Origin of the sequence: Citrobacter freundii complex sp. 2024EL-00216 (assembly GCF_043945515.1) — a bacterium.
GTDB lineage: Bacteria > Pseudomonadota > Gammaproteobacteria > Enterobacterales > Enterobacteriaceae > Citrobacter > Citrobacter portucalensis.
Map to the genome: position 1 here is coordinate 158893 of NZ_JBIMRA010000010.1, position 24074 is coordinate 182966.

The 24074-nt window shown below is 53.8% G+C and carries 21 protein-coding genes and 1 pseudogene; 10 read left to right on the top strand and 12 right to left on the bottom strand.

The features are described from left to right. Positions 1-130: 130 nt before the first annotated feature. The 5 genes from cysG to tsgA all read right to left on the bottom strand — a co-directional run bounded on the left by cysG (position 131) and on the right by tsgA (position 6831). On the bottom strand, positions 131-1504 hold the full coding sequence (gene cysG, locus ACHHZ7_RS15085; RefSeq protein WP_008786309.1) for a siroheme synthase CysG: 1374 nt from the start codon (positions 1502-1504) through the stop codon (positions 131-133). An 11-nt stretch (positions 1505-1515) separates the two neighbouring features. After that, positions 1516-2325 carry a nitrite transporter NirC gene (nirC, locus tag ACHHZ7_RS15090; RefSeq protein ID WP_060682867.1) on the bottom strand — a complete coding sequence of 270 codons (810 nt, stop codon included), beginning with the start codon at positions 2323-2325 and terminating at the stop codon, positions 1516-1518. 186 nt (positions 2326-2511) lie between these two features. After that, positions 2512-2838, bottom strand: coding sequence for a nitrite reductase small subunit NirD (gene nirD, locus ACHHZ7_RS15095; RefSeq protein WP_003023590.1), 327 nt, complete (start codon positions 2836-2838; stop codon positions 2512-2514). Continuing rightward, positions 2835-5378, bottom strand: coding sequence for an NADPH-nitrite reductase large subunit (nirB, locus tag ACHHZ7_RS15100; protein ID WP_008786307.1), 2544 nt, complete (start codon positions 5376-5378; stop codon positions 2835-2837). Before nirB ends, nirD begins: the two co-directional genes overlap by 4 nt. A gap of 271 nt (positions 5379-5649) precedes the next feature. Beyond that, entirely contained in the window at positions 5650-6831 is a 1182-nt protein-coding gene (tsgA, locus tag ACHHZ7_RS15105) for an MFS transporter TsgA (protein ID WP_032945197.1), read from the bottom strand. Between the two features lie 264 nt (positions 6832-7095). Here tsgA and ppiA point away from each other — a divergent pair, with 264 nt between their 5' ends. The 5 genes from ppiA (at position 7096) to ACHHZ7_RS15130 (ending at position 10432) form a co-directional block, all read left to right on the top strand. After that, positions 7096-7668, top strand: a complete 573-nt coding sequence (ppiA, locus tag ACHHZ7_RS15110; RefSeq protein WP_003023595.1) for a peptidylprolyl isomerase A — start codon at positions 7096-7098, stop codon at positions 7666-7668. 106 nt (positions 7669-7774) lie between these two features. Further along, positions 7775-7942 carry a YhfG family protein gene (locus ACHHZ7_RS15115; protein ID WP_065772013.1) on the top strand — a complete coding sequence of 56 codons (168 nt, stop codon included), beginning with the start codon at positions 7775-7777 and terminating at the stop codon, positions 7940-7942. Then, positions 7932-8534: a putative adenosine monophosphate-protein transferase Fic gene (locus ACHHZ7_RS15120; protein ID WP_060682866.1), complete on the top strand. Its 603-nt coding sequence runs from the start codon at positions 7932-7934 to the stop codon at positions 8532-8534. The genes ACHHZ7_RS15115 and ACHHZ7_RS15120 overlap by 11 nt, the downstream gene beginning before the upstream one ends. Positions 8535-8565: 31 nt before the next feature. Further along, a complete protein-coding gene (gene pabA, locus ACHHZ7_RS15125) occupies positions 8566-9129 on the top strand; it encodes an aminodeoxychorismate synthase component 2 (protein ID WP_048236932.1) in 564 nt (187 codons plus the stop codon). 85 nt (positions 9130-9214) lie between these two features. Beyond that, complete coding sequence (locus ACHHZ7_RS15130; protein WP_008786303.1) at positions 9215-10432, top strand: aspartate aminotransferase family protein; 1218 nt, start codon at positions 9215-9217, stop codon at positions 10430-10432. A 90-nt stretch (positions 10433-10522) separates the two neighbouring features. Here ACHHZ7_RS15130 and ACHHZ7_RS15135 read toward each other — a convergent pair whose 3' ends face one another. Further along, positions 10523-12610, bottom strand: coding sequence for a YccS/YhfK family putative transporter (locus ACHHZ7_RS15135; RefSeq protein WP_008786302.1), 2088 nt, complete (start codon positions 12608-12610; stop codon positions 10523-10525). Positions 12611-12661: 51 nt separating this feature from the next. After that, the gene (gene crp, locus ACHHZ7_RS15140) at positions 12662-13294 is read right to left on the bottom strand and encodes a cAMP-activated global transcriptional regulator CRP (protein WP_000242758.1); all 633 of its coding nucleotides are present in this window, start codon (positions 13292-13294) and stop codon (positions 12662-12664) included. A gap of 308 nt (positions 13295-13602) precedes the next feature. Between crp and ACHHZ7_RS15145 the strand changes: the two genes are divergently transcribed. Continuing rightward, on the top strand, positions 13603-14010 hold the full coding sequence (locus ACHHZ7_RS15145) for an OsmC family protein (protein ID WP_003827750.1): 408 nt from the start codon (positions 13603-13605) through the stop codon (positions 14008-14010). Between the two features lie 93 nt (positions 14011-14103). Here ACHHZ7_RS15145 and ACHHZ7_RS15150 read toward each other — a convergent pair whose 3' ends face one another. The 4 genes and pseudogenes from ACHHZ7_RS15150 to ACHHZ7_RS15165 all read right to left on the bottom strand — a co-directional run bounded on the left by ACHHZ7_RS15150 (position 14104) and on the right by ACHHZ7_RS15165 (position 17065). Further along, positions 14104-14973: a phosphoribulokinase gene (locus ACHHZ7_RS15150; RefSeq protein WP_008786301.1), complete on the bottom strand. Its 870-nt coding sequence runs from the start codon at positions 14971-14973 to the stop codon at positions 14104-14106. 53 nt (positions 14974-15026) lie between these two features. Beyond that, positions 15027-15245, bottom strand: coding sequence for a YheU family protein (locus tag ACHHZ7_RS15155; protein ID WP_003023615.1), 219 nt, complete (start codon positions 15243-15245; stop codon positions 15027-15029). Beyond that, positions 15242-16310 (bottom strand): annotated as a pseudogene (locus ACHHZ7_RS15160) (hydrolase). The gene ACHHZ7_RS15155 and the pseudogene ACHHZ7_RS15160 overlap by 4 nt, the downstream one beginning before the upstream one ends. 35 nt (positions 16311-16345) lie before the next feature. Continuing rightward, complete coding sequence (locus ACHHZ7_RS15165) at positions 16346-17065, bottom strand: NUDIX domain-containing protein (protein WP_060682865.1); 720 nt, start codon at positions 17063-17065, stop codon at positions 16346-16348. Positions 17066-17256: 191 nt separating this feature from the next. Between ACHHZ7_RS15165 and prs the strand changes: the two genes are divergently transcribed. Then, the gene (gene prs / locus ACHHZ7_RS15170) at positions 17257-18117 is read left to right on the top strand and encodes a ribose-phosphate diphosphokinase (protein ID WP_008786297.1); all 861 of its coding nucleotides are present in this window, start codon (positions 17257-17259) and stop codon (positions 18115-18117) included. Positions 18118-18131: 14 nt separating this feature from the next. Then, a complete protein-coding gene (locus ACHHZ7_RS15175; RefSeq protein ID WP_395149129.1) occupies positions 18132-19622 on the top strand; it encodes a nicotinate phosphoribosyltransferase in 1491 nt (496 codons plus the stop codon). 52 nt (positions 19623-19674) lie between these two features. Here the strand turns inward: ACHHZ7_RS15175 and ACHHZ7_RS15180 are convergent, their stop codons facing one another. Next, positions 19675-21576, bottom strand: coding sequence for an ABC transporter ATP-binding protein (locus tag ACHHZ7_RS15180; RefSeq protein WP_003827754.1), 1902 nt, complete (start codon positions 21574-21576; stop codon positions 19675-19677). Positions 21577-21708: 132 nt separating this feature from the next. Between ACHHZ7_RS15180 and kefG the strand changes: the two genes are divergently transcribed. Together kefG and kefB are read left to right on the top strand one after the other, a co-directional pair. Continuing rightward, positions 21709-22260 (top strand): glutathione-regulated potassium-efflux system ancillary protein KefG, encoded by a 552-nt coding sequence (gene kefG, locus ACHHZ7_RS15185; protein ID WP_003023629.1) that lies wholly within the window; start codon positions 21709-21711, stop codon positions 22258-22260. Beyond that, positions 22260-24065, top strand: a complete 1806-nt coding sequence (kefB, locus tag ACHHZ7_RS15190) for a glutathione-regulated potassium-efflux system protein KefB (RefSeq protein WP_060682863.1) — start codon at positions 22260-22262, stop codon at positions 24063-24065. Before kefG ends, kefB begins: the two co-directional genes overlap by 1 nt. The last annotated feature ends 9 nt before the right edge of the window (positions 24066-24074 follow it).

The window sequence follows — 24074 nt, forward strand, 5'->3', positions numbered from 1 at the left end:
TAAATTAGAGCGCAGATTCATTTTGTTGGTGAATGAGTTTAGTCTTTCTTAATTCAGGTTTGAGAATAAATCATGAATAATAAACGAGAAAATAAATGCCCTGAGAGTCAGGACATTTATTTGCATTCAATTAATGGTTTGAGAACCAGTTCAGCTTATCGCGAAGACCTACCACACGACCAACAATAATTAACGCTGGGCTTTCAACCTGTTGCGCCAACTCTCCTAGCTGAGTCAGCTCGCCATTGACGACACGCTGTTTCACGGAGGTACCGTTTTCTACCAGGGCGACGGGCATATCGGGCTGCATGCCAAATTCGATCAATTTTTCCTGGATCGTGGCCGCCTGGTTCAGCCCCATGTAGAACACCAGCGTTTGTTTCTCTGCTGCCAGGTTTTCCCAGTCCAGCTCTCCGCCGGTTTTCAGGTGTCCGGTAACCAGACGCACGCTCTGAGCGTAATCACGATGGGTCAGTGGAATGCCGGAATAGGCAGAACAACCGGAGGCTGCGGTAATACCCGGCACTACAGAGAATGGGATACCGGCATGGCACAGCGTTTCCAGCTCTTCGCCACCGCGGCCAAAGATGAACGGGTCGCCACCTTTCAGTCGTACCACGCGCTTGCCCTGTTGTGCTTCACGCAGCAGGATCTGGTTGATCTCTTCCTGCGGTACGCAGTGATAGCCCGCACGTTTACCGACGAACACTCGGTCTGCATCGCGGCGTACAAGGTTCATGATATCGTCGGAAACCAGACGGTCATAGACCACGACATCCGCTTGCTGGATCTGCTGTAGCCCTTTCAGCGTCAGCAGGCCGGCATCGCCAGGACCGGCGCCAACCAGCACCACTTCACCACGGTGATCCAGCGGTTCGCTGAGCATTTGCTCAGTGGTTTCCTCGACGGCTTTCAGGTCATTGTTCGCCAACGACTGCGCCAGGCGGTCATTCACGAACAATTTTTCCCAGAAGCGGCGACGTTCACCCATGCTGGCAAACTGTTGCTTCACTCGGGAGCGCAACTTGCCGGCATACTGCGCGACCTGGCCCAGATGCTGAGGCAGTACGGATTCAAGCCTTTCACGCAGCAGACGGGCAAGCACTGGCGATGTCCCGCCGGAGGAGACCGCCACCATCAGCGGTGAGCGGTCGATAATGGAGGGCATGATAAAACTGGCTGCTTTTGGCGCATCGACCACGTTGCAGAAGATACGACGTGATTCTGCGGCGGTGCTGACGCTTTGGTTGACGGCATCGTCATCGGTGGCGGCAATAGCCAACCAGCAGGTGTCGAGCAGGGACTCATCGAACGGCCCCTCAACCAGCGTCAGCATGTTTTCATCTGCCCATACTTTGAACTGCGGAATAAACGCCAGCGCATTAACCGTTAAACGGGCGCCCGCTTCCAGCAGTAACCGCGCTTTGCGTTCTGCGACATCACCACCGCCGACGATCAAGCAGTCGCGGTCACGTAGTTGACAAAATATAGGCAAATGATCCACGACATTACCCCTTAATTATTGGCAGCAGCCTCTGGCTGATTGATTTTTGCCGGAGCCGGACGCTCCGATTTTGGCGTAGCATACCAATAACCCAATCCCATGAATACGACACCGGACAAAGTATTACCGAGTGTCACCCACAACAGGTTATGACCAATTCCTGACAGGGTATAGGCTTCGCTGTGGTGGCCGAACCAGGAGAGGGCAAACAGCGTCATGTTGGCAACGGAGTGCTCGTAGCCGGAAGCGATAAACGCCAGCAGACACCACCAGATAGCGAGGAATTTTGCCGCGCCTTCGGTACGGATTGCCATCCAGATTGCCAGACAAACCAACCAGTTACACAGTGCGCCTTTAAAGAACAAAACCATCGCAGGCGCGGTCGTTTTCGCCAGAGCAACCGAATGGACGATGCTGGTATCGACCGGCAGCAGGCTACCGCCACCCCAGCTGTAAAGCAGAGCGACAAACACGGAACCGACCAGGTTACCCAGCCAGGTTTTTGGCAGGATTGCCCACATCTGACCGTGGCTGATGGTGCCTGCTTTGACGCCGAGCGTCAGAAACATGGTGTGACCGGTAAACAGTTCCGAACCGGCAATAATGACCAGCGTTAAGGCGATACCAAAGGTTGCACCCATCACAAGAGGACGAACGGACGGGTCGAGCAGATTACCGAGGGTGAAAATAAGAATGATGCCGAGACCCACATAGGCTCCCGCCATTGCCGAACTGATCCAGAATCCGAGCGAGTTATTAGCCGACAGGCGTGCGATGCGCGCAGCGTTAGCCGCACACTTATTAATAGTGTCTGTGAACATGTGTTGATTATCCTTGAAGTACAAACAATAAAAAGAAATCGTAACCGTAGGCCGGACAAGGCATTTATGCCGCCATCCGGCAATGTGCCTGTGCAATTGCCTGATGGCGCTACGCTTATCAGGCCTACCATTAAAAGACCTACAAATACGTCAAAAAAGGGGAGGCGTTGCGCCTCCCAAAATTAATTAACCGCGCAGTTGCACCGTGCCGTCTTTCACTCGCGCTTCGTAATGTTTCACGGAGAACTGTTCGTCTTCCATGCACAGACCGTCGCTTAAGCGAAAACGCTGTTTTTTCAGCGGGCTGGCAACCCACAATTCGCCCTGATGTTCAGCAATCAGCCCACGAGAAAGCACGCTGGACTCAAAGAACGGGTCGATGTTGCTGATCGCAAACACCTGGTCGCTGTGATACGGGCGGAAAATCGCAACCTGCTCGTTACCTAACAGGGCGCAGACGCCTGTTGCAGGCAGAATGTCATCGATTTTGCAGATGTTTTTCCACTGGCTCATGCGTTTTCCTCCACCAGAGTCACCGGGATTCGCTCATAAGGCGTGGCCGGACGATGTTGTTCACGTTCAGGCACAACCTGGACATTCGGATCGCGTTTTTCGCTGTTGATAAAGTGTTTGAAGCGAACCTGCGCGGATGGGGTGTTAACGGTTTCTGTCCACTCACACACCACAGCTTCACGCAGACGGGCCATCTCTTCTTCAAGATGTTGGTTCAGGCCCAACTTGTCGTCGATGATGACGGACTTCAGATACTCGATACCGCCTTCCAGATTGTCTAACCACGGTGCGGTACGGGTCAGTTTGTCGGCAGTACGGATGTAGAACATCATGAAACGGTCAAGGTACTTGAGCAGCGTTTCGCGATCGATATCCGCTGCCAGCAGGTCTGCATGACGAGGTTTCATCCCGCCGTTACCGCAAACGTACAGGTTCCAGCCTTTCTCAGTGGCGATGATACCCACGTCTTTACCCTGAGCTTCCGCACATTCACGGGTACAGCCGGAGACGCCGAATTTCATTTTGTGCGGGGTACGAATGCCTTTGTAGCGATTTTCCAGCTCCACGCCGAAGCCCACGCTATCGCCGACGCCGTAACGGCACCAGGTGCTGCCTACGCAGGTTTTTGCCATACGCAGCGCTTTGGCATACGCGTGACCGGTTTCAAAACCGGCTTCAATCAGCTGACGCCAGATTTCCGGCAGGTCATCTTTCTGCGCGCCGAACAGGCCGATACGCTGAGAACCGGTAATTTTGGTGTACAGGTTAAATTCACGCGCGATACGGCCCACAGCTACCAGGCCTTCAGGGGTAATTTCGCCACCCGCAGAGCGCGGGATCACGGAATAAGTACCGTCTTTCTGGATGTTCGCCAGGAAGTTGTCGTTGGTGTCCTGCAACGGCGTGTGCTGCGGTTTGAGGATGTACTCATTCCAGCAGGAAGCCAGCAGGGAACCTACGGTAGGTTTACACACTTCGCAGCCGTAACCTTTCCCGTGTTTTGCCAGCAGCTCTTCGAAGGTTTTGATGCCTTCTACGCGGATGAGATGGAACAGTTCCTGACGTGAGTACGGGAAGTGTTCACACAGGTTGTTGTTAACTTCGATACCCTGTTTCGCCAGTTCGGCGTTCAGGACCTGCGTTACCAGCGGGATACACCCGCCGCAGCCGGTACCGGCTTTGGTTTCCGCTTTCAGCGCCGCAACGGTATGGCAGCCCTTGTTGATAGCGGCAACCAGCATGCCTTTGGTGACGTCAAAACAGGAGCAAATCTGCGCGCTGTCCGGCAGTTTATCGACACCGATAGACGGCTTACCGCTGCCTGCGTGTGCTGGCAGAATCAGTGAATCCGGGTTTTCCGGCAGTTCGATGGCGTTCAGCACCAGTTGCAGCAGATTGCCGTAATCGCTGGTGTCGCCCACCAGAACCGCGCCGAGCAGGGTTTTGTTATCTTCGCTAACGATCAGGCGTTTGTAGACTTCTTTACTTTCGTCGAGATAGACGTAGCTACGTGCGCCCGGCGTGCGCGCATGCGCGTCGCCAATACCGCCGACGTCAACGCCGAGCAGCTTCAGCTTGGCGCTCAGGTCCGCGCCTTCAAAGGCGTTTTCAGTTTCGAGAATATGGTCAACGGCAACCTGCGCCATTTTATAGCCTGGAGCGACCAGACCATACACGCGGTTGTTCCAGCTGGCGCATTCGCCGATGGCATAGATGTCCGGGTCAGATGTCTGGCAAGTGTCGTTAATGACGATCCCGCCGCGTGGTGCGACGTCCAGACCGCACTGGGTGGCCAGTTTGTCGCGTGGACGAATACCGGTAGAGAAGACGATGAAATCGACTTCCAGTTCGCTACCGTCGGCAAAACGCATGGTTTTGCGCGCTTCGGTGCCTTCCTGAACGATTTCTTTGGTGTTTTTGCTGGTGTGCACACGCACGCCCATGCTTTCAATTTTGCGACGTAACTGCTCGCCACCCATATGATCCAGCTGTTCAGCCATCAGCATTGGGGCGAATTCAATCACGTGGGTTTCAACGCCGAGGCTTTTCAGCGCACCGGCGGCTTCCAGGCCCAGCAGGCCACCGCCGACCACGGCACCGCGTTTGCTGCGGCGCGCGCAAGACTCAATGGCGTTGAGGTCTTCGATGGTGCGGTAAACGAAGCAGTCCTGGGTTTCCGAACCTTTAATCGGTGGGATCCACGGGTAAGAGCCCGTCGCCATGATCAGCTTATCGTAGTAAACCGTACGACCTGCGCTGGAGTGAATTACTTTCTCCTGGCGGTTAATGGTAATTGCGCGCTCGCCCACTAACACCTTAACGCCGTGCTTCTCGTAGAATCCTTCACGCACCAGAGAAAGCTCTTCGGCGGTGTGGTGGGAGAAGTAGGAAGACAGGTGTACGCGGTCGTACGCTTTGCGGGGTTCTTCACAGAAGACGGTAATATCAAAATTGGCAGCGTCGGATTTATCAAGAAGATCCTCAATAAAGCGATGGCCGACCATACCATTACCGATAATAGCGAGTCTGACTTTGCTCATTTTTGCCTCGATTTCTTTTCTATTACTGCCTACCTTAACGATTCAGCAACCGCGCTTATTGATGCAAATCAAATTCGCCCTTATATACTCCTTAAGAGGTATATAACTGATTTGTCAGCATTTTTATAAGTGACGGAATTATTTGGGTTTTCGTGTTTGTATAAATAGCGTACAAATTAAGGGGTTTTTGTAAGAATTGGCCTACATGACCAGTGAAAGAAGAGGAGGGCTAGAATGTGCCGGATGATGTGGGTACCATCCGGCAGTGAGATTAATGCGTTGCTGGGGCGTTATGCTGGCGATGGCGCGTGACAAACCCAAGAATAAAGCACATCACGAATACAACCGCATACAAGCCGTTAGCTGTTTGCAATGCCGCCTGCGGGCCGCTGTGTGCCACGATAGGGCCGGTGACGACGAAAGTGAGCATAGTGCCGATGGTGCCGCAGGTCAGAACGAAGTTAACCAGTTTGGGTGAGGCGACCTTTGTCTGCTGGGAGCCAAGGGTAATGATGGTGGTATAAATCGCACTGGAAAAGAAGCCCAGCGTCATAATAAACCACGGCATATGCTCTGGCGTACCGGTGATAAACAGATACATCAGGACGGTAGCCAGACCCGCTAGTACGGTCAGGATACGCTGCAAATCGAAGAAACGCAGAATAAAGCTAAATGCCCACATGCCAACCATGTAAGACATCCAGAAGTCGCTGACCAGTTTACCCGCATCGTTCAGGCTCATGCCCAGACTTTTGGCGTACTCCGGGACCCAGGAGATAAAACCCAACTGACCGAGGATGTAGCACAGCGCGGCGATCGCCAGAAACAGCACGCCAATCCCCCATTTTTCTTTTACTACCGGCGCGTCTGACTGCTGAGCGTGTTTACCCAGTGCCGGGAATTCACAACCGAAGGTCAGCAGGAAAATGGCGACGTATACGAGGCCGATGCAGGCATAGACCCAATACCATTCGATGCTGCGTGCTAACAGGAACGCGGCAACCATCGGGAAAATCATGCCGGCCATGCTGAAGAAGGAGTCAGTAAACAGCAGGCGGGAACCGCGCTGGCGACCTTCGTACATTTGAGTTACCAGGAACGTACCAATCGACATGGTGATACCGCTTACCAGGCCCAATACAAACATGGCGGCGGAGAACAAGGCTAGGCTATGGCTGAACATCAGTCCGGCAACGGCCAGTACCATCAGGATAAAGCCGAAGCGCAACTGGGTTTTCAGTGGCACGATTTCCATTAACCATGCATTCAGAAAGATAGAGATCAGAATGCCGGCATTCAGGAAGGTGAAGGTGTTACTCATGCTGGAAACGGGCAAATGGAAGTAATCTGCGATGTTTCCCATCACCATCCCGGTGACAATTACCAACGCACCTGTCAGGGCGTAGGAGAGAAAGCTAATCCATGTGAGCTTGATGCGATTGCTGTTAGTCATGACTGGCCTGTATAGAAGTGTAAGGCGCATTGACTGCGCCGTGAGCGGGCAGATTTTAGGCGCTTTAGTGACGCATTTAAATATTTATCGGTAATAACTTGGTGCGTTACATTTTTCTATGTGATCTTGATCACATTGATACTTGCAGCCATGAGGTTACATTTGTTTCAGGTACGTAAAATTAAGTAAAGGGATGGCCTTGTCCTTGAAGGCTCTTTAGAATCAATTCACTTGCTTCATTTCTGCTCTTGTTAAGGAATTCTCATGCTCAAATCGACTCTGGCGGCTGTTGCAGCTGTTCTCGCTCTTTCTGCTCTCTCCCCCGCAGCACTGGCAGCAAAAGGTGATCCACATGTTCTGCTGACAACCTCTGCTGGTAACATTGAGCTGGAGCTGAACAGTCAGAAAGCCCCGGTTTCAGTGCAAAACTTTGTCGATTATGTCAACAGTGGTTTCTATAACAACACCACGTTCCACCGTGTGATCCCAGGCTTTATGGTGCAGGGCGGCGGTTTTACCGAGCAGATGCAGCAGAAGAAACCTAACCCGCCAATCAAGAATGAAGCCGATAACGGACTGCGTAACACTCGCGGCACGATTGCTATGGCGCGTACAGCGGATAAAGACAGCGCGACCAGCCAGTTCTTTATCAACATTGCAGATAACGCTTTCCTCGATCACGGCCAGCGCGACTTTGGCTACGCTGTTTTTGGTAAAGTTGTGAAAGGTATGGATGTCGCGGATAAAATCTCTCAGGTACAGACCCATGATGTCGGTCCATACCAGAATGTCCCGTCAAAACCGATTGTTATCCTTTCTGCTAAAGTCCTGCCGTAATCGTATCTTGCGCGGGTAGTTCTTGCCCGCGTTCACCCCTCTCTCTGCGTAACCCGAAATTGCTGCTTATACTTGTGGCAAGTGTCGGCTCATTCAGGGAGGTCACGTGAAAAAACTCACCGATAAACAAAAGTCCAGGCTGTGGGAACAACGGCGAAACGCCAATTTCCAGGCCAGCCGACGGCTGGAAGGCGTAGATATTCCACGGGTTACTCTGAGTGCTGAAGACGCCCAGGCGCGTCTTGAAGAGCTGAGGAGGCACTATGAGCGATAAATTCGGTGATGGTCGCGACCCGTATTTATATCCGGGCCTGAATGTCATGCGTAACCGTCTGGGGATTCATCAGGCGCAGCGTTTAGCGCAGGCGGCTTATGAACTGACAGCGCTGCGTGCGGCGACTATCGGATTGGGGCCGCTTAAACGGGGCTTACCGCACCTGTGCGCCATTCATCGCCAGCTTTATCGGGATATTTTTGACTGGGCGGGACACCTGCGTGAAGTCGATATTTACCAGGGCGATACTCGCTTTTGCCACTTCGCCTATATCGAGAAAGAGGGCAATGCGCTGATGCAGGACCTGGAAGATGAGTCCTGGCTGGTGGGATTACCGGAAGACAAGTTTGTCGATCGTCTTGCGCACTATTATTGCGAAATCAATGTGCTGCATCCGTTTCGCATTGGCAGTGGCCTGGCGCAGCGTATTTTCTTCGAACAGTTAGCGATTCATGCCGGGTATATGCTGAGCTGGGATGGCATTCCGGTTGAGGAGTGGAATCAGGCTAATCAGAGCGGGGCGATGGGTGACCTGTCTGCACTGCGGGCGATATTTCGTAAAGTGGTAAGCGAAGCCCCGGAAACTGAGTAGAATAGCGCGGTTCTTATGTACCGGAGCCGCCATGATCCTGCTTATTGATAACTATGATTCTTTTACCTGGAACCTGTACCAATACTTCTGCGAACTGGGCGCTGATGTCCTTGTCCGGCGCAACGACGAGCTGACGCTGGCGCAAATCGACGCGCTGAACCCGCAAAAAATCGTGATTTCCCCTGGGCCATGCACGCCGGATGACGCCGGTATCTCACTGGATGTTATTCGTCATTTCGCCGGTAAGCTTCCCTTGTTGGGTGTTTGTCTTGGCCACCAGGCGATGGCGCAGGCCTTTGGCGCGAGCGTAGTTCGGGCGGCTAAAGTGATGCACGGTAAAACCTCGCCGATTACCCATACCGGGCAGGGTGTTTTTCAGGGACTCGCAAACCCATTAACGGTGACGCGCTACCACTCTCTGGTGGTTGCCCCTGAGACGCTTCCCGAGTGCTTTGAGGTGACGGCCTGGAGTGAAACGCAGGAGATTATGGGCATTCGTCACCGCGAGTGGGATATGGAAGGGGTACAGTTTCACCCGGAGAGTATTCTCAGCGAACAGGGGCATCAGCTGCTGGCTAATTTTCTCAATCGCTGATTTGTAGTTGCTATTCAGTGATTTTTTATTCATATTTTGTGATTATAATTTCACTGGCGTTTCTGCTTAACAGGGTGGTAATGACATGGCAACTGAACAAACTGCAATTACGCGCGCGACATTCGATGAAGTGATTCTGCCGATTTATGCACCGGCTGAGTTTATCCCGGTAAAAGGAAAAGGGAGTCGAGTGTGGGATCAACAGGGCAAAGAGTATGTTGATTTCGCGGGCGGCATTGCAGTGACCGCGTTAGGGCATTGCCATCCGGCATTGGTTGAGGCGTTAAAAACCCAGGGTGAAACCCTGTGGCATACCAGCAACGTTTTTACCAACGAACCGGCGTTGCGCTTAGGCCGTAAAATCATTGATGCGACCTTTGCCGAGCGCGTGCTGTTCATGAACTCCGGTACTGAAGCCAACGAAACCGCCTTTAAGCTGGCGCGCCACTATGCCTGCGTGCGTCATAGCCCGTTCAAAACCAAAATCATTGCCTTCCATAATGCGTTTCACGGCCGTTCGCTGTTTACCGTATCCGTTGGTGGGCAGCCGAAATACTCCGACGGCTTTGGGCCAAAACCGGCGGATATCATCCATGTCCCGTTTAACGATCTGCATGCGGTCAAAGCGGTGATGGACGATCACACCTGCGCGGTGGTGGTTGAGCCTATTCAGGGAGAGGGCGGCGTCACTGCGGCAACGCCGGAATTCCTGCAAGGTTTGCGTGAACTTTGTGACCAGCACCAGGCGCTGTTGGTATTTGATGAAGTGCAGAGCGGGATGGGGCGTACCGGCGATTTGTTTGCCTATATGCACTACGGCGTGACGCCGGATATCCTCACCAGCGCGAAGGCGCTCGGTGGAGGCTTCCCGGTAAGTGCGGTGTTGACCACTCAGGAGATTGCCTCCGCGTTCCACGTGGGTTCGCACGGCTCCACCTACGGCGGTAACCCGCTGGCCTGCGCGGTAGCGGGGGCAGCGTTTGATATCATCAACACGCCGGACGTGCTGGGAGGCATTCAGGCCCGGCGTCAGGCGTTTGTCCAGCATTTGCACAAGATTGACCAACAGTTCGATATTTTCAGCGATATTCGCGGGATGGGGCTGCTGATTGGCGCTGAGCTGAAGCCGCAGTTTAAAGGCCGGGCGCGCGATTTCCTCTATGCCGCCGCGCACGAAGGGGTGATGGTGCTGAACGCCGGGCCGGACGTAATGCGTTTCGCGCCGTCGCTGGTAGTAGAGCAGGCGGATATCGATGAAGGGATGCAGCGCTTCGCGCAGGCGGTAGCGAAGGTGGTGGGCTGATTGCCGGATGGCGGCGCGAGCGCCTTATCCGGCCTACAGGGTAAGGTGTGACTCGTAGGCCGGATAAGCGTAGCGCATCCGGCAAATCTCTTAACCCTTCATGTCCCGTAGTCGGCGGCTCAGCCAGATCCCGTGGTGCGGTCGCTGACGCCATGCTACCGACGAAATGGTATGCATGGTGTTCAGATGCCCAAGAACCCGCTGCAGATGCTGCTCAAGGGTGCTTAACGGACCATGGGACAGCATCTCTGGCGCTTCGAGAATATTCACATCTCCCGAGCTTCCCGGCCCATCATATTCCAGCCGCTGCTGACAGCGCTGGAGTGCAATTTCACAGGACTCCAGATACCGCTGCGCCAAATCCGGCGTCAGCATCGTATGTTCCCTTGCCAGCGTGGTCATCGCGTTGATGTGTTCAACGATGAACTGGCTGTGCGTGACCCACAGTTTCATGTCTGCAAGGTAGTGCGAGTTAAATCCCGGCTCCTGCATTGCCTGGTTCAGCGAGTTGAACAGCGTGTTTTGTGTCTGGTTGACGCGCATGCGTTGATACGCCAGCGGCGTGGCCTGTGGATCGTTGCTGAGGATCAGACGAATGGCCTCCTGGTCGGCTTCTAACGCATCGTGGGCGTTCTTACGCAGCAGACCGCTCTGCCACTGTGGCCACAGCCAGAGCGTGCCGCCAAAGGCGATTAAGCAGCCAATGACCGTATCGACAAACCGCGGCACGATAAACTCTTCCCCGTTTAGCGTCAGCAGTTGCAGGGTGTATACCGCCGTTACCGTAAAACCGACGGTAGCCCAGCCGTAGTTTTTACGGATGATCAGATAGCTCACCAGGGTGATCAGCAGCATGGCCGCCAGCGTGAAACCTTCGGGAATATGAAAGTGCAACGTGACGCCGGCAATAACCAGTCCAACGAGCGTACCTACGGAACGGTGTAAGATGCGCACCCGGGTCGCCCCGTAGCCATTTTGCGTAACAAACAGGACTGTCATCAAAATCCAGTAAGGCTTTGGCAGGTGTAAAGCGCTGCCCATCAGGCTGGCGATACTCAACATAACGCTGATGCGTCCGGCATTGCGCAGCGCTGGGGATTTCAACGACAGGTAGTTTTTCAGGGCAGGGATCAGCGGCAACCGACGCTGCTTGTCAGCCATTAAGTCACGGGCATACAGTGGGCGCTGGGTCCGTAGCACGCGGGCAATACGGCTGAAGTGCCAATAGCAAAATTGCCCCACCGGATTGTCCGGATGCTGCCTGGCGATTTTCTCCAGCGTGCCAATCTGCTTTTCCATCGAGAAACGGGTCGGCAAGCGGTGATACAAAATATCATCGGCCAGTACCCGAAGGCGTTCGGCGACGGTTCGCGCGTTCCAGCGAATTACCTGCTCCGCGTGGCTACGCTCAACCAGTTTTTGCACTTCTTCTGGCTGGTGGAGGCTAACGGAAATATGCTCCTGTAAATCCAGCGCCTCCTGAAAGGCACGCAGCAGGCGTTTGTATTCGTTGTTGTGATGTGCCGAAAGCATATGCATTTGCTGATAGCACTGAGTAATCAGATCCACCGCCTTTTGTTGGCGAACCAGCAGGGGAGGCAGCGCTTTTTCTGGGTCGGCATGCTGGGTCAGCATGCTGTACTTGGCTTCACAGTAATCGGCTAATTCACGGTACAGCAAGCTGAGCGATTCGCGGAGCGGTTGCTCGCGCCACATCCAGAACCAGAACCAGTTGAACAGGCCGTACCATAACGTGCCCAGCGCGTAGATCAGCAGTGGCTCCCAGACGGGCATATTCCCGGCCAGGCTGAGCGTGAAAATCGCTGCGATAAGCGAGGCTGGCAGTAATCGCGCATGCAAAGGGCTTAGCTCGGCGGTTACGCCAAGAATCAGCGTCAGGCCGGTGAGGATCAATGGTAGCGGTATAGTTTGCGCAAGCAGTAGCTGCATGATCAAACTGCACCCGGCAAACAGCGATGCACCAATGACTAAGCGTTTGAAAAAGCGCTTGTGCGGGGTATCAAGACCGGCAATGTTGCAGCAGGCAGGGACGAGGGAAAAGAGAAGCCCCAAATGAAGCTGACCGATGATCAGACCAACAGCCACAGGTAAACATAGCACCAGCGTTTGTCGTAGTGCGTAGTTGATCTCTGGGTGGTATATCAGTCTTCGCCACATCGGAGTAAACAAAAGTGGCGCATTACTGGGTAACGCGCCACTTCGATGGGGTTAACGCGTGCCGTAGACGACGATGGTCTTACCGTGTGCGGAGATCAGGTTCTGATCTTCCAGCATCTTCAGAATACGACCGACGGTCTCACGGGAGCAGCCAACGATCTGGCCGATTTCCTGACGGGTGATTTTAATCTGCATGCCGTCCGGGTGGGTCATCGCATCAGGCTGTTTCGCCAGATTCAGCAGAGTCTGCGCGATACGACCGGTTACGTCGAGGAAGGCAAGGTTGCCCACTTTTTCAGACGTGACCTGCAGACGACGAGCCATCTGAGAAGACAGGCGCATCAGAATATCCGGGTTGACCTGGATTAATTGGCGAAATTTTTTGTAGGAAATTTCAGCGACTTCACATGCGGTTTTGGCACGTACCCAGGCGCTACGTTCCTGACCTTCTTCGAAGAGGCCTAATTCACCAATAAAATCGCCCTGATTCAGATAAGAAAGGATCATTTCTTTCCCTTCTTCATCTTTGATCAGCACTGCCACGGAGCCTTTAACGATGTAATACAACGTTTCCGCTTTTTCACCCTGGTGAATCAGCGTGCTCTTCGATGGGTACTTATGAATATGGCAATGAGACAAGAACCATTCGAGAGTCGGGTCTGTTTGCGGTTTGCCAAGCACCATGCGCGGTTATCCTCTGTTATAAGCTGTCTCCAGAGCCAGAAAACGACGCTGCCTCTGGGTTTGCAAAAATATGCTTCCCGCTACCTGGGAAAGGGGCTGTCAAAAATATACTGCAGCCTGTAATGTGATGTCCTCTGCATACATGCAGTACGTCAATGTATTACTGTAGCATCCCGTCTGTTTTAGCATAGCTTTCGCCGTGTGTCTCCTGGTGTCTCGCTTCAGCATGACGCAGGTCGCCTTCCGTTGCGAGAATTGTTATGTGCGCGTAATCTGTCAGGAAAATTGAAACATTGGAGTTACGAAATATGCAAGCGCGTGTAAAGTGGGTTGAGGGGTTAACCTTCCTCGGTGAGTCCGCCTCTGGCCACCAAATTTTGATGGACGGTAACTCCGGTGATAAAGCGCCGAGCCCGATGGAAATGGTATTAATGGCTGCTGGCGGTTGTAGCGCAATTGATGTGGTATCGATCCTGCAAAAGGGTCGTCAGGATGTGACCAACTGCGAAGTGAAGCTGACTTCAGAGCGTCGTGATGAAGCGCCGCGCCTGTTTACCCACATCAACCTGCATTTCATCGTAACGGGTAACGATCTCAAAGATGCGTCTGTCTCCCGCGCCGTCGATCTTTCAGCGGAAAAATACTGCTCCGTGGCGTTGATGCTGGAAAAGGCAGTGAATATTACCCATTCCTATGAAGTGGTTGCTGCTGCGTGATGCCATGCCTGATGGCGCTACACTTATCAGGCCTACAGGATATAAACGCGTAGGCCGGATAAGGCATCAACCGCCATCCGGCAAAAGACCACATCACTCTATCTTCTTACCTTCCATCAGTCGCTGTACCAGCGGCAGCATAATCAATTCCATCGCCAGACCCATCTTGCCGCCAGGTACGACTAACGTATTGATATGGGAAATGAATGAGCCCTGCAGCATGGCCAGTAACCAGGGATAATCGATCCCTTCCAGGTTACGAAAATGAATCACGACAAAGCTTTCATCCAGTGATGGAATGCTCTTAGCGGCAAAGGGGTTGGAGGTATCGACGGTCGGTACGCGCTGGAAGTTAATATGCGTCCGGGAAAACTGCGGCGTGATGTAATTGATGTAATCGTCCATTGAACGTACCACCGAGTCCATCACCGCTTCACGCGAATGTCCACGCTCGCTGGTATCGCGGGTCAGCTTCTGGATCCATTCCAGGTTTACGATAGGTACCACGCCAACCAGCAGATCGACATGCCGGGCCACGTTTTGCTGTGGGGTGACGACACCGCCGTGCAGCCCTTCGTAGAACAGTACATCCGTCGGTTCAGGCAGCGGCTGCCAGGGCGTGAATGTCCCCGGAACCTGGTTCCACGGTACGGCCTCATCGTAAGTGTGCAGATATTTTCGCGACTGGCCTTTGCCCGTCTGACCGTATTCGATGAAGGTTTGTTCCAGCAAGCCGAAGTCATTAGCTTCGGGGCCAAAATAGCTGATATGCCGCCCGGCATCGCGCGCTTTGCGAATCGCCATGTCCATTTCCGGACGGGTATAGCGATGAAAACTGTCACCTTCCACCTCGGCGGCGCGCAGATTTAACTGCGCGAAAATTTTACGAAACGCGAGGCTGGTGGTGGTGGTCCCCGCGCCGCTGGATCCTGTTACCGCAATCACCGGATGTTTGGCAGACATAACAACTCCATGAAATGGTTGTAATTATAGCAAAGTCGGCCGGCGGCTACGGATTACTCGTGAATCTGCTTCCTCGGCATAATGTTGACCGTTTCATGCAGTTCAGACCACACCAGCACGGCTTCACCTGATTGTAGTTGGCGTTTGACGTCGGCGACTTTTTGTTCGAGCGAGCGTTCATGTTCACCATAATCGGTGCCTTCGCGCAAGACAAAGCTTTCAATCAAATTGTCCAGCGCGTCCGGGGAGATATCTTGCCAGGGGATAATCATGATGACGTCTCCAGATACGTTGTCAGCCAGTCCGGGATTCTTGATTCCAGCCACATCTCAGGACGGCGCACCGTGCCACCTATAAATCCGACGTGGCCGCCGTGTTCAGTAAGCTGGTACTCCACCTGTGAGGGCAGATTTTCCGGTTTCGGGATCACATGATGATCCATAAACGGATCGTCTTTCGCATGGATAATCAGCGTTGGTTTGGCGATCCGATTGAGCAACGGCATGGCGCTGCACTGGCGGTAATAGTCTATAGCATCGGCGAAACCGTGAATTTTGGCGGTGATTAGATCGTCAAAATCGCGAATGCGGCGCAAAGATTTCAACTGGGCCAGACTCACCGGAAGCGAACCTGGATAAGCTTCAAGCTTCCGTGAGGCATTGGCTTTCAACAGATTGAGCAGGTAGCGCTGGTAGACCCGGGAGAAGCCCTTGTCCATATGGTAACTACAGGCTTCCAGCACGAAAGGCGCAGAAACGATAACCGCCGCATCTATCGGAATATCGTTGCCTTCTTTTGCCAGCAGGCAAGCCAGCATATTTCCACCGAGTGAATAACCTACCGCCGCGGTCGGTACGCGACCGAACTCACGCTCCAGCCAGTGTAAAAACCAGGTGCCATCTTCTGTTTCACCGGAGTGATAAATACGGTTCAGACGATTGGGTTCGCCGCTGCAACCGCGAAAATGCATTACCACACCCAGCCAGCCGCGCTTTTGTGCTGCTTCAATCAGACCATGTGCGTAGGGGCTGTTCAGACTGCCTTCCAGACCGTGAAAAACCACCTGGCGCGGTTTGTGTTTCGCCTGTTGCGGATCTTCGCTCCACGCCAGATCGACGAAATCACCGTCAGGCAATTCCAGACGCTGCCAGTGGGCGTCGAACTTCACCTTGCGGCGAATTAAACGCGGCAGCATCGTCTGCAGATGGCGGTTACTTATACCGCGCATCGGGCGGAATTCTCGCGAATCGTCGGTAGGTGGGGTCATTTCTGTGGACGTGATTTCAACCATAACACCGGAGCAATTAATAATCGGAAAGAATAACTATACCGCGCACAGCGCGTGCGGGTTAGCCAATATGTGATTTTGTCGCTAGTCAGTCAGCAGGTTACGCGAGAAAAGATGAAAATCGACGTTGGGTTTACGTCGCCACAGGCGGGCTTTACGCGTCCCTGTCGCCACGCTTTCTCCGGTATCTTCAAACATTCCTGACGCTTCAAAGCGACGAATCAGACTTTTACGCTGGATCGACTGGCCGAGGATCACCTCAGTGGCTTCGAGCAGTTGCCCATGGGTAAATGTTTCCGGCAAGCAGTATACGGGCAGGAGCGAGTACATCGTTTTTTGCCGTAAGCGGTGTAGCGCCGCGGTAATAATTTTCTCGTGATCAAACGCGAGTGAATAGTTTTTCAGTTCATCAACCGGCAACCAACGGGCATTGCTGACGCTGGCGATATGGGGCGCGCAGTCTACCCAGGCGATTAGTGCAAACCAGGTGACCGTCAGGCTCCAGCCGCGCGGGTCACGATCAGGGCCGGAAAAGGTATCCAGTTGTTCCAGCCACGAAGGCGAAACGCCTGTTTTTTCGGTGAGTTTGCGCAGCGCGGTGGCGCGGGTTGAATCATCGTTTTCGATATCAATAAAGCCGCCGGGTAATCCCCAACGCCCTTTTTGCGGCTGGTTTGCCCGCTCGACCAGTAATACGCACAGCGCCTGCTGATGCAGGGTAAATAACACGCTATCTACCGTCACCAGAGGTGAAGGGAAGCGGCTGGCATCGTACTGATTCAGGTAGTCGGCTTCGGTGGTCATAAGGTACTCACGATGATTTGTAACGCTGACAAGTGTACCAGCCCGACACCGGGGGGCAAGGTTCGTTTTTTCTCATTGCTTATCAGTGGATTAGCTCACGGCTTAAAAATAATTCATTTTATGCTTGCTTAATATGTGTCACAGGGACATTATTAATTGTGTCGAAGGGACACAATTAAGGGGTGAGCGCGATGAACATAAAATTGACACTAACTTTGGACGACCAGACCTATGCCGTTGCCAGCGGTGTTTTTCCTGATGGTGCTGTCTGGTTAAAAGTCACCGATGCGTTGCCAACCTTTGCTCGCCTGATGCGCATCCGTGCCACGGCTATGCGCGATATGAACGATTTTATGCTGCTGGCGCAACTGGTTGAGGCGGTACGTCATCAGACGGATGTACTGGTCAGCCATCTCGACCTCCCCTGGCTGCCGTGGGCGCGTCAGGACAGACATATGGTATCGGGTGACAGCTTTGCGCTGAAAGTCTTCGCCAGTCAGCTCAATACGTTGAAATTTGACAAGGTTAACGTGCTCGACCCGCACAGCGATGCGGCGGCTGCTGCAATCGACAACTTCGTGGCGATCCCCCAGGAGGTCTGCCTGATGCAAAGCGCGTCATTATCGCGGCTGTTTCAGCAAAACGCGCTGATGCTGGTTGCTCCCGATGCGGGATCGCTGAAGAAGATTGATGCTGTAGCCAGAGTAGCCGGTGTGGAGCAGTACGCCATCCTGAGTAAAAAACGTGATGTGGCAAGCGGCAGCCTGACGGGATTTGCGTTATTGGCCGGAGACGTCAGGGGTAGGGATCTGCTGATTGTTGACGATCTGTGTGACGCAGGCGGTACGTTTATAGGCTCTGCACAGGTGTTACGTGATGCTGGCGCCCGCAGTGTCAGCCTGTATGTCACCCACGGTATCTTTTCTAAGGGCGTTGATCACCTGTTTGCAAACGGTATTGACGCTATCTACACCACCACCTCTTTAGCTGCCCCAGCGTTGGTACATCCGCAGCTTGAGCTTATCGATATTGACGCGATTTACCGCGCCTGAGGGAGAGACTGATTATGAAAATGAACCCGATTCTGGCTATCGACGGCTACAAAGTTTCTCATCGCGTACAGTATCCGCAGGGTACCCATCGCGTGTATTCCAACTTTACCCCGCGCAGCGATCGCTTTTTCTCCTCGCCGTTGGCGGATGGCAAACTGGTATTCTTCGGCCTGCAGGGTTTTATGCAGTGGTTTTTAGTCGACCTGTTTAATGAGGCGTTCTTTGCCCGCCCGGAAGACGAGGTGGTCAGCGAATACAAACAGGTCATGGACAGCTATCTGGGCAAAGATGCGGTGGCGGTGGACCATATTCGTGCACTGCATCAGTTGGGCTATCTGCCGCTGCACATCAAGGCGCTGGATGAAGGCAGCAAAGTCCCGATGGCGGTACCGGTTTTAACTATCATCAACACCCAACCCGAGTTTTTCTGGCTGGTGAATTACCTGGAGACCGTGCTGTCGGCGGAGCTGTGGAAGGCGTCAACCAACGCCACGATAGCTCACCACTACCGCAAAATCTGCGCTCGCTGGGCAGAGAAAACCTGTAGCGACCTGACGCACCTTGACTTCCAGTGCCATGACTTTTCCTTTCGCGGTATGTCCGGATTACAGGACACCATGCAGGCGGGCAGTGGGCATTTGTTGAGCTTTAAAGGGACCGACAGTATTCCATCTCTGCTGTACGTCCGCGATTACTACACCGACGGCGAGCCCTATTTTATCGGCGCCAGCATTCCGGCTACTGAACACAGTGTGATGTGTATGGGCGAGCGCGAGCATGAGATTGAAACCTTCCGCCGCCTGATTGCCGATCTCTACCCGCAAGGATTTGTATCGATAGTCTCTGATACCTGGGACTACTGGCAGGTGCTGACGGAATATACCCACGAACTGAAGAACATCATTCTGGCGCGTGAAGGTCGGGTGGTATTCCGTCCGGATAGCGGCAACCCGGTTGAGATCCTGTGTGGTACTGGTGCAGATGAGGATACCCGCAGCGATCGTACCGCTCAGGAGAAAGGGTCCGTGGAAGTGCTGTGGGAGATTTTTGGCGGCACGATTAACGCCAAAGGTTACAAGGTGCTCGACCCGCATGTCGGACTGATTTATGGCGACTCCATCACCCTTGAGCGAGCGAATGAGATCCTGCGTCGTCTGGAAGCGAAAGGATTTGCCAGTTCAAACGTCGTGTTTGGCGTTGGTTCTTTTACTTATCAATACAACACACGTGACACCTTTGGTTTTGCGATGAAAGCGACGTGGGGAGAAGTCGACGGCAAAGGCCGGACGATTTTTAAAGAACCGAAAACTGATAATGGTCTGAAACGTTCAGCCCGTGGTCTGCTTCGCGTCACACGTGATGAGCAAGGGGAATTGCGTCTGCATGACGAACAGACCTGGGAGCAAGAGCAGGAAGGGGAGCTGAAAACTCGTTTTCTCAACGGCACGCTGTTTAACCGCGAGCATTTCGACGAAATTCGCCAGCGTCTGGCGACACAGGGATAATTCAACATAAATGCCGGATGAGACGTGTTGGCGTCGGATCCGGCAATGATGACTACTCGGCCAGCATCTGCTCAAGCTGTTCCTGAGCCTCCAGCCAAGCCATTTCACACTCTTCCAGCCCGGATTTCGCACTGGCCTGCTGCTGCAAACAGGCGGTAAGTTCGGCTTTGCGACTTTGGTCGTACAGTTCGCTGTCGCCGAGTTTTTCTTCCGCCTGCGCCAGCTGTGCGTGCAGTTTCTCCATCTCTTTTTCCAGACGGGTAATCTCTTTACGCAGCGGCTGCGTCAGGGAGCGCAGTTCCGCTTCACGGCGCTTCTGGTCTTTACGCGCCTGGGCGCTGTTAACGCTCTCTTTCGCCGGTTCGTCGCCCTGGTTTTCCTGTTTCTGGACATCGCTCAGCCACTGCTGATAATCCTCCAGATCGCCATCAAACGGCTCGACTTTCTTGTCGTGTACCAGATAGAGGTCGTCGGTGGTGGAGCGGATCAGGTGACGGTCGTGCGAGACGACAACCAGCGCGCCTTCAAAATCGATCAGCGCCTCGGTCAGCGCCTGACGCATATCCAAGTCCAGGTGGTTGGTTGGTTCATCGAGCAGCAGCAGGTTAGGGCGCTGCCAGACGATCAATGCCAGTACCAGACGCGCTTTTTCGCCACCGGAGAAGCGGCGTGTCTCTTCGCTGACTTTGTCGCCCTGGAAGCCGAATCCACCCAGGTAGTCACGCAGTTTCTGCTCCAGTTCCTGCGGCGCCATGCGTGCCAGATGCTGAATGGGTGATTCATCGGCGCGTAAAAACTCCAGCTGGTGCTGCGCGAAGTAGCCCAGTTTGATGCCTTTCGCCAGGCCAATCTCACCGCTGATTGGGGCCAGTTCGCCGGCCAGCAGCTTAATCAGTGTCGATTTACCCGCGCCGTTGCGACCGAGCAGGCCGATGCGGGAACCCGGCACCAGATTCAGTTTGATCGAATCGAGAATGACGCGATCGCCGTAGCCAGCGCTAACCTTTTCCATCTTCAGCAGCGGGTTTGGCAGGCTTTCCGGCTCACGGAAGCTGAAGTGGAACGGGTTGTCCACGTGCGCTGGGGCAATCAGCTCCATGCGTTCCAGCATTTTGATACGGCTCTGTGCCTGCTTCGCTTTCGTTGCTTTAGCGCGGAAACGATCGATATAGCTTTGCAGATGCGCCACGCGCTCCTGCTGGCTTTCGTACATTGCCTGTTGCTGTGCGAGGCGGGTCGCACGCTGGATTTCAAACGCACTGTAGTTGCCGGTGTACTCGAACATGGTTTGCTGTTCGATATGAATAATTTTATCCACCACCGGATCGAGGAAGTCGCGATCGTGGGAGATCAAAATCAGCGTGCCCTGATAGCTTTTCAGCCATCTTTCCAGCCAGATCACCGCGTCGAGATCGAGGTGGTTGGTGGGTTCATCGAGCAGCAGTAGGTCTGAACGGCAAATCAGCGCCTGGGCCAGGTTGAGACGCATACGCCAGCCACCGGAGAAGTCGCTGACCGGGCGCTCAAGCTGTTCGTTGGAGAAGCCGAGGCCATGCAGCAGGCTGGCGGCGCGTGAGCGCACGGTCCAGGCGTCGATGGCATCCAGCTTGCCATGGACGGTGGCAATGGCATGTCCATCGTTACGTTCGTTGGCGTCGTTCAACTGCGCTTCCAGTTGACGATACTCGCGGTCGCCGTCAATGACGTATTCCAGCGCGGGCTGTGGCAACGCAGGCGTTTCCTGATTCACCCACGCGAGCTGCCAGTTTCCCGGATAGGTAAATCCTCCAGCGTCGGCGCTGAGTTCATTTTTCAGCAATGCCAGCAGGGTAGATTTACCGCAGCCATTTTTACCCACCAGGCCAACCTTCTGCCCAGGATTAATGGTGGCCGTGGCATTGTCCAGCAAGACGCGCACGCCGCGACGAATTTGTAACGATGAGAAAACAATCATAAGGCGCCGTATGTTCAGACTATGTTAATTTATCATTATGATAATGTAATGTGCGGGCCGTTTGCCGCACCGAGGCGCAATGGTAGCCCAAAACGTCGAAAATAGACAAAAGACAAAACCGGGAGGGGGATGATGTTCCAGCCAGCGAAAGTCTTGCTGCTGTATGCCCATCCGGAATCTCAGGACTCGGTCGCGAACCGTGTTCTGCTTAAACCGGCCATGCAGCTCAGCAATGTTACCGTGCACGACCTTTACGCGCACTATCCTGATTTTTTTATCGATATTCCGCATGAACAGGCGCTGCTGCGTGAGCATGATGTGATTGTTTTTCAGCACCCACTCTATACCTATAGCTGTCCGGCGCTGTTAAAGGAATGGCTTGACCGCGTACTGAGCCGCGGATTTGCCAGCGGTCCCGGAGGGAATCAACTGGCGGGAAAGTACTGGCGTAGCGTTATCACTACCGGAGAACCGGAAAGTGCCTACCGCTATGACGCGCTAAACCGTTATCCAATGAGCGATGTGCTGCGTCCTTTCGAGCTAACGGCCGGTATGTGCCGCATGCACTGGATGAGCCCAATTATCGTTTACTGGGCCAGACGGCAAACGAAGCAGGAGCTGGACAGCCATGCGAAAGCGTATGGTGACTGGCTGGCGAATCCGATCCCTGTGGGAGGCCGCTGATGGAAGGTTCTGATTTATTGACAGCGGGAGTGTTGTTCCTCTTCGCGGCGGTGGCCGCAGTTCCCCTGGCCTCAAAGCTGGGTATCGGTCCGGTGCTGGGTTACTTGCTGGCGGGTATTGCTATCGGCCCGTGGGGATTAGGATTTATCAGCGATGTGGATGAAATCCTGCATTTTTCCGAGCTGGGCGTAGTCTTTCTGATGTTCATCATTGGGCTGGAACTTAATCCCGCCGAACTGTGGCAACTGCGGCGTTCAATTTTTGGCGTCGGTGCCGCGCAGGTGATGCTGAGCGCGGTGGTGCTGGCCGGATTATTGATGCTCACTGCGTTCTCCTGGCAGGCGGCAGTGGTTGGCGGCATTGGTCTGGCGATGTCATCTACCGCTATGGCGCTACAGTTGATGCGCGAAAAAGGCATGAACCGCAGTGAATCCGGACAACTGGGTTTTTCGGTGCTGCTGTTTCAGGATCTGGCGGTGATCCCCGCGCTGGCGCTGGTTCCGCTGCTGGCGGGCTCTGCTGACGAACATTTTGACTGGATCAAAGTGGGGATGAAGGTGCTGGCCTTTGCCGGCATGCTGATTGGCGGTCGCTATTTGCTGCGTCCGGTTTTCCGCTTTATTGCGGATTCTGGCGTGCGGGAAGTGTTCACCGCTGCCACGCTGCTGTTGGTGCTGGGTTCTGCTTTATTTATGGATGCGCTGGGGCTGTCAATGGCGCTGGGAACGTTTATCGCGGGCGTGCTGCTGGCGGAAAGCGAATACCGACATGAGCTGGAAACGGCAATCGATCCGTTTAAAGGCCTGTTGCTCGGGCTGTTTTTTATCTCCGTTGGCATGTCGCTCAACCTCGGCGTGCTCTACACCCATATTCTGTGGGTGGCAGCGAGCGTGATCGTGCTGGTGGTCGTAAAAATGCTGGTGTTGTATGTGCTGGCGCGTCTTAACGGCATGAGAAGCTCTGAACGGATGCAATTTGCCGGGGTTTTAAGTCAGGGTGGTGAATTCGCTTTCGTGCTGTTTTCAACGGCATCCTCGCAACGGCTGTTTCAGGGCGACCAAATGGCGTTGTTGCTGGTGACCGTCACGCTGTCGATGATGACCACGCCGCTGGTGATGAAGTTGATTGATAAATGGCTATCCCGCCAGTTTAACGGCACGGATGAGGAAGATGAAAAACCCTGGGTGGAAGATGATAAACCGCAGGTGATTGTGGTGGGGTTTGGGCGTTTTGGTCAGGTTATTGGTCGCCTGTTGATGGCCAATAAAATGCGCATTACCGTTTTGGAGCGGGATATCAGCGCGGTGAATCTGATGCGTAAATATGGCTATAAGGTTTATTACGGTGATGCCACGCAGGTGGAACTGTTGCGCTCCGCAGGGGCAGAGGCGGCGCAATCTATTGTTATTACCTGTAATGAGCCTGAAGACACCATGAAACTGGTGGAACTGTGCCAACAGTATTTTCCGCATTTGCATATTCTTGCGCGAGCGCGCGGACGTGTAGAAGCGCATGAGTTATTACAGGCTGGTGTGACGCAGTTTTCCCGCGAAACGTTCTCCAGTGCGCTGGAGTTGGGGCGTAAGACTCTGGTTACACTGGGAATGCATCCGCACCAGGCTCAGCGCGCTCAGCTGCATTTTCGGCGGCTGGATATGCGCATGCTGCGGGAACTGATCCCCATGCATACAGATACGGTACAAATTTCTCGAGCCAGGGAAGCCCGGCGCGAGCTGGAGGAAATTTTCCAACGAGAGATGCAGCAAGAGCGACGTCAGCTGGATGGCTGGGATGAATTTGAGTAGAGGATAACC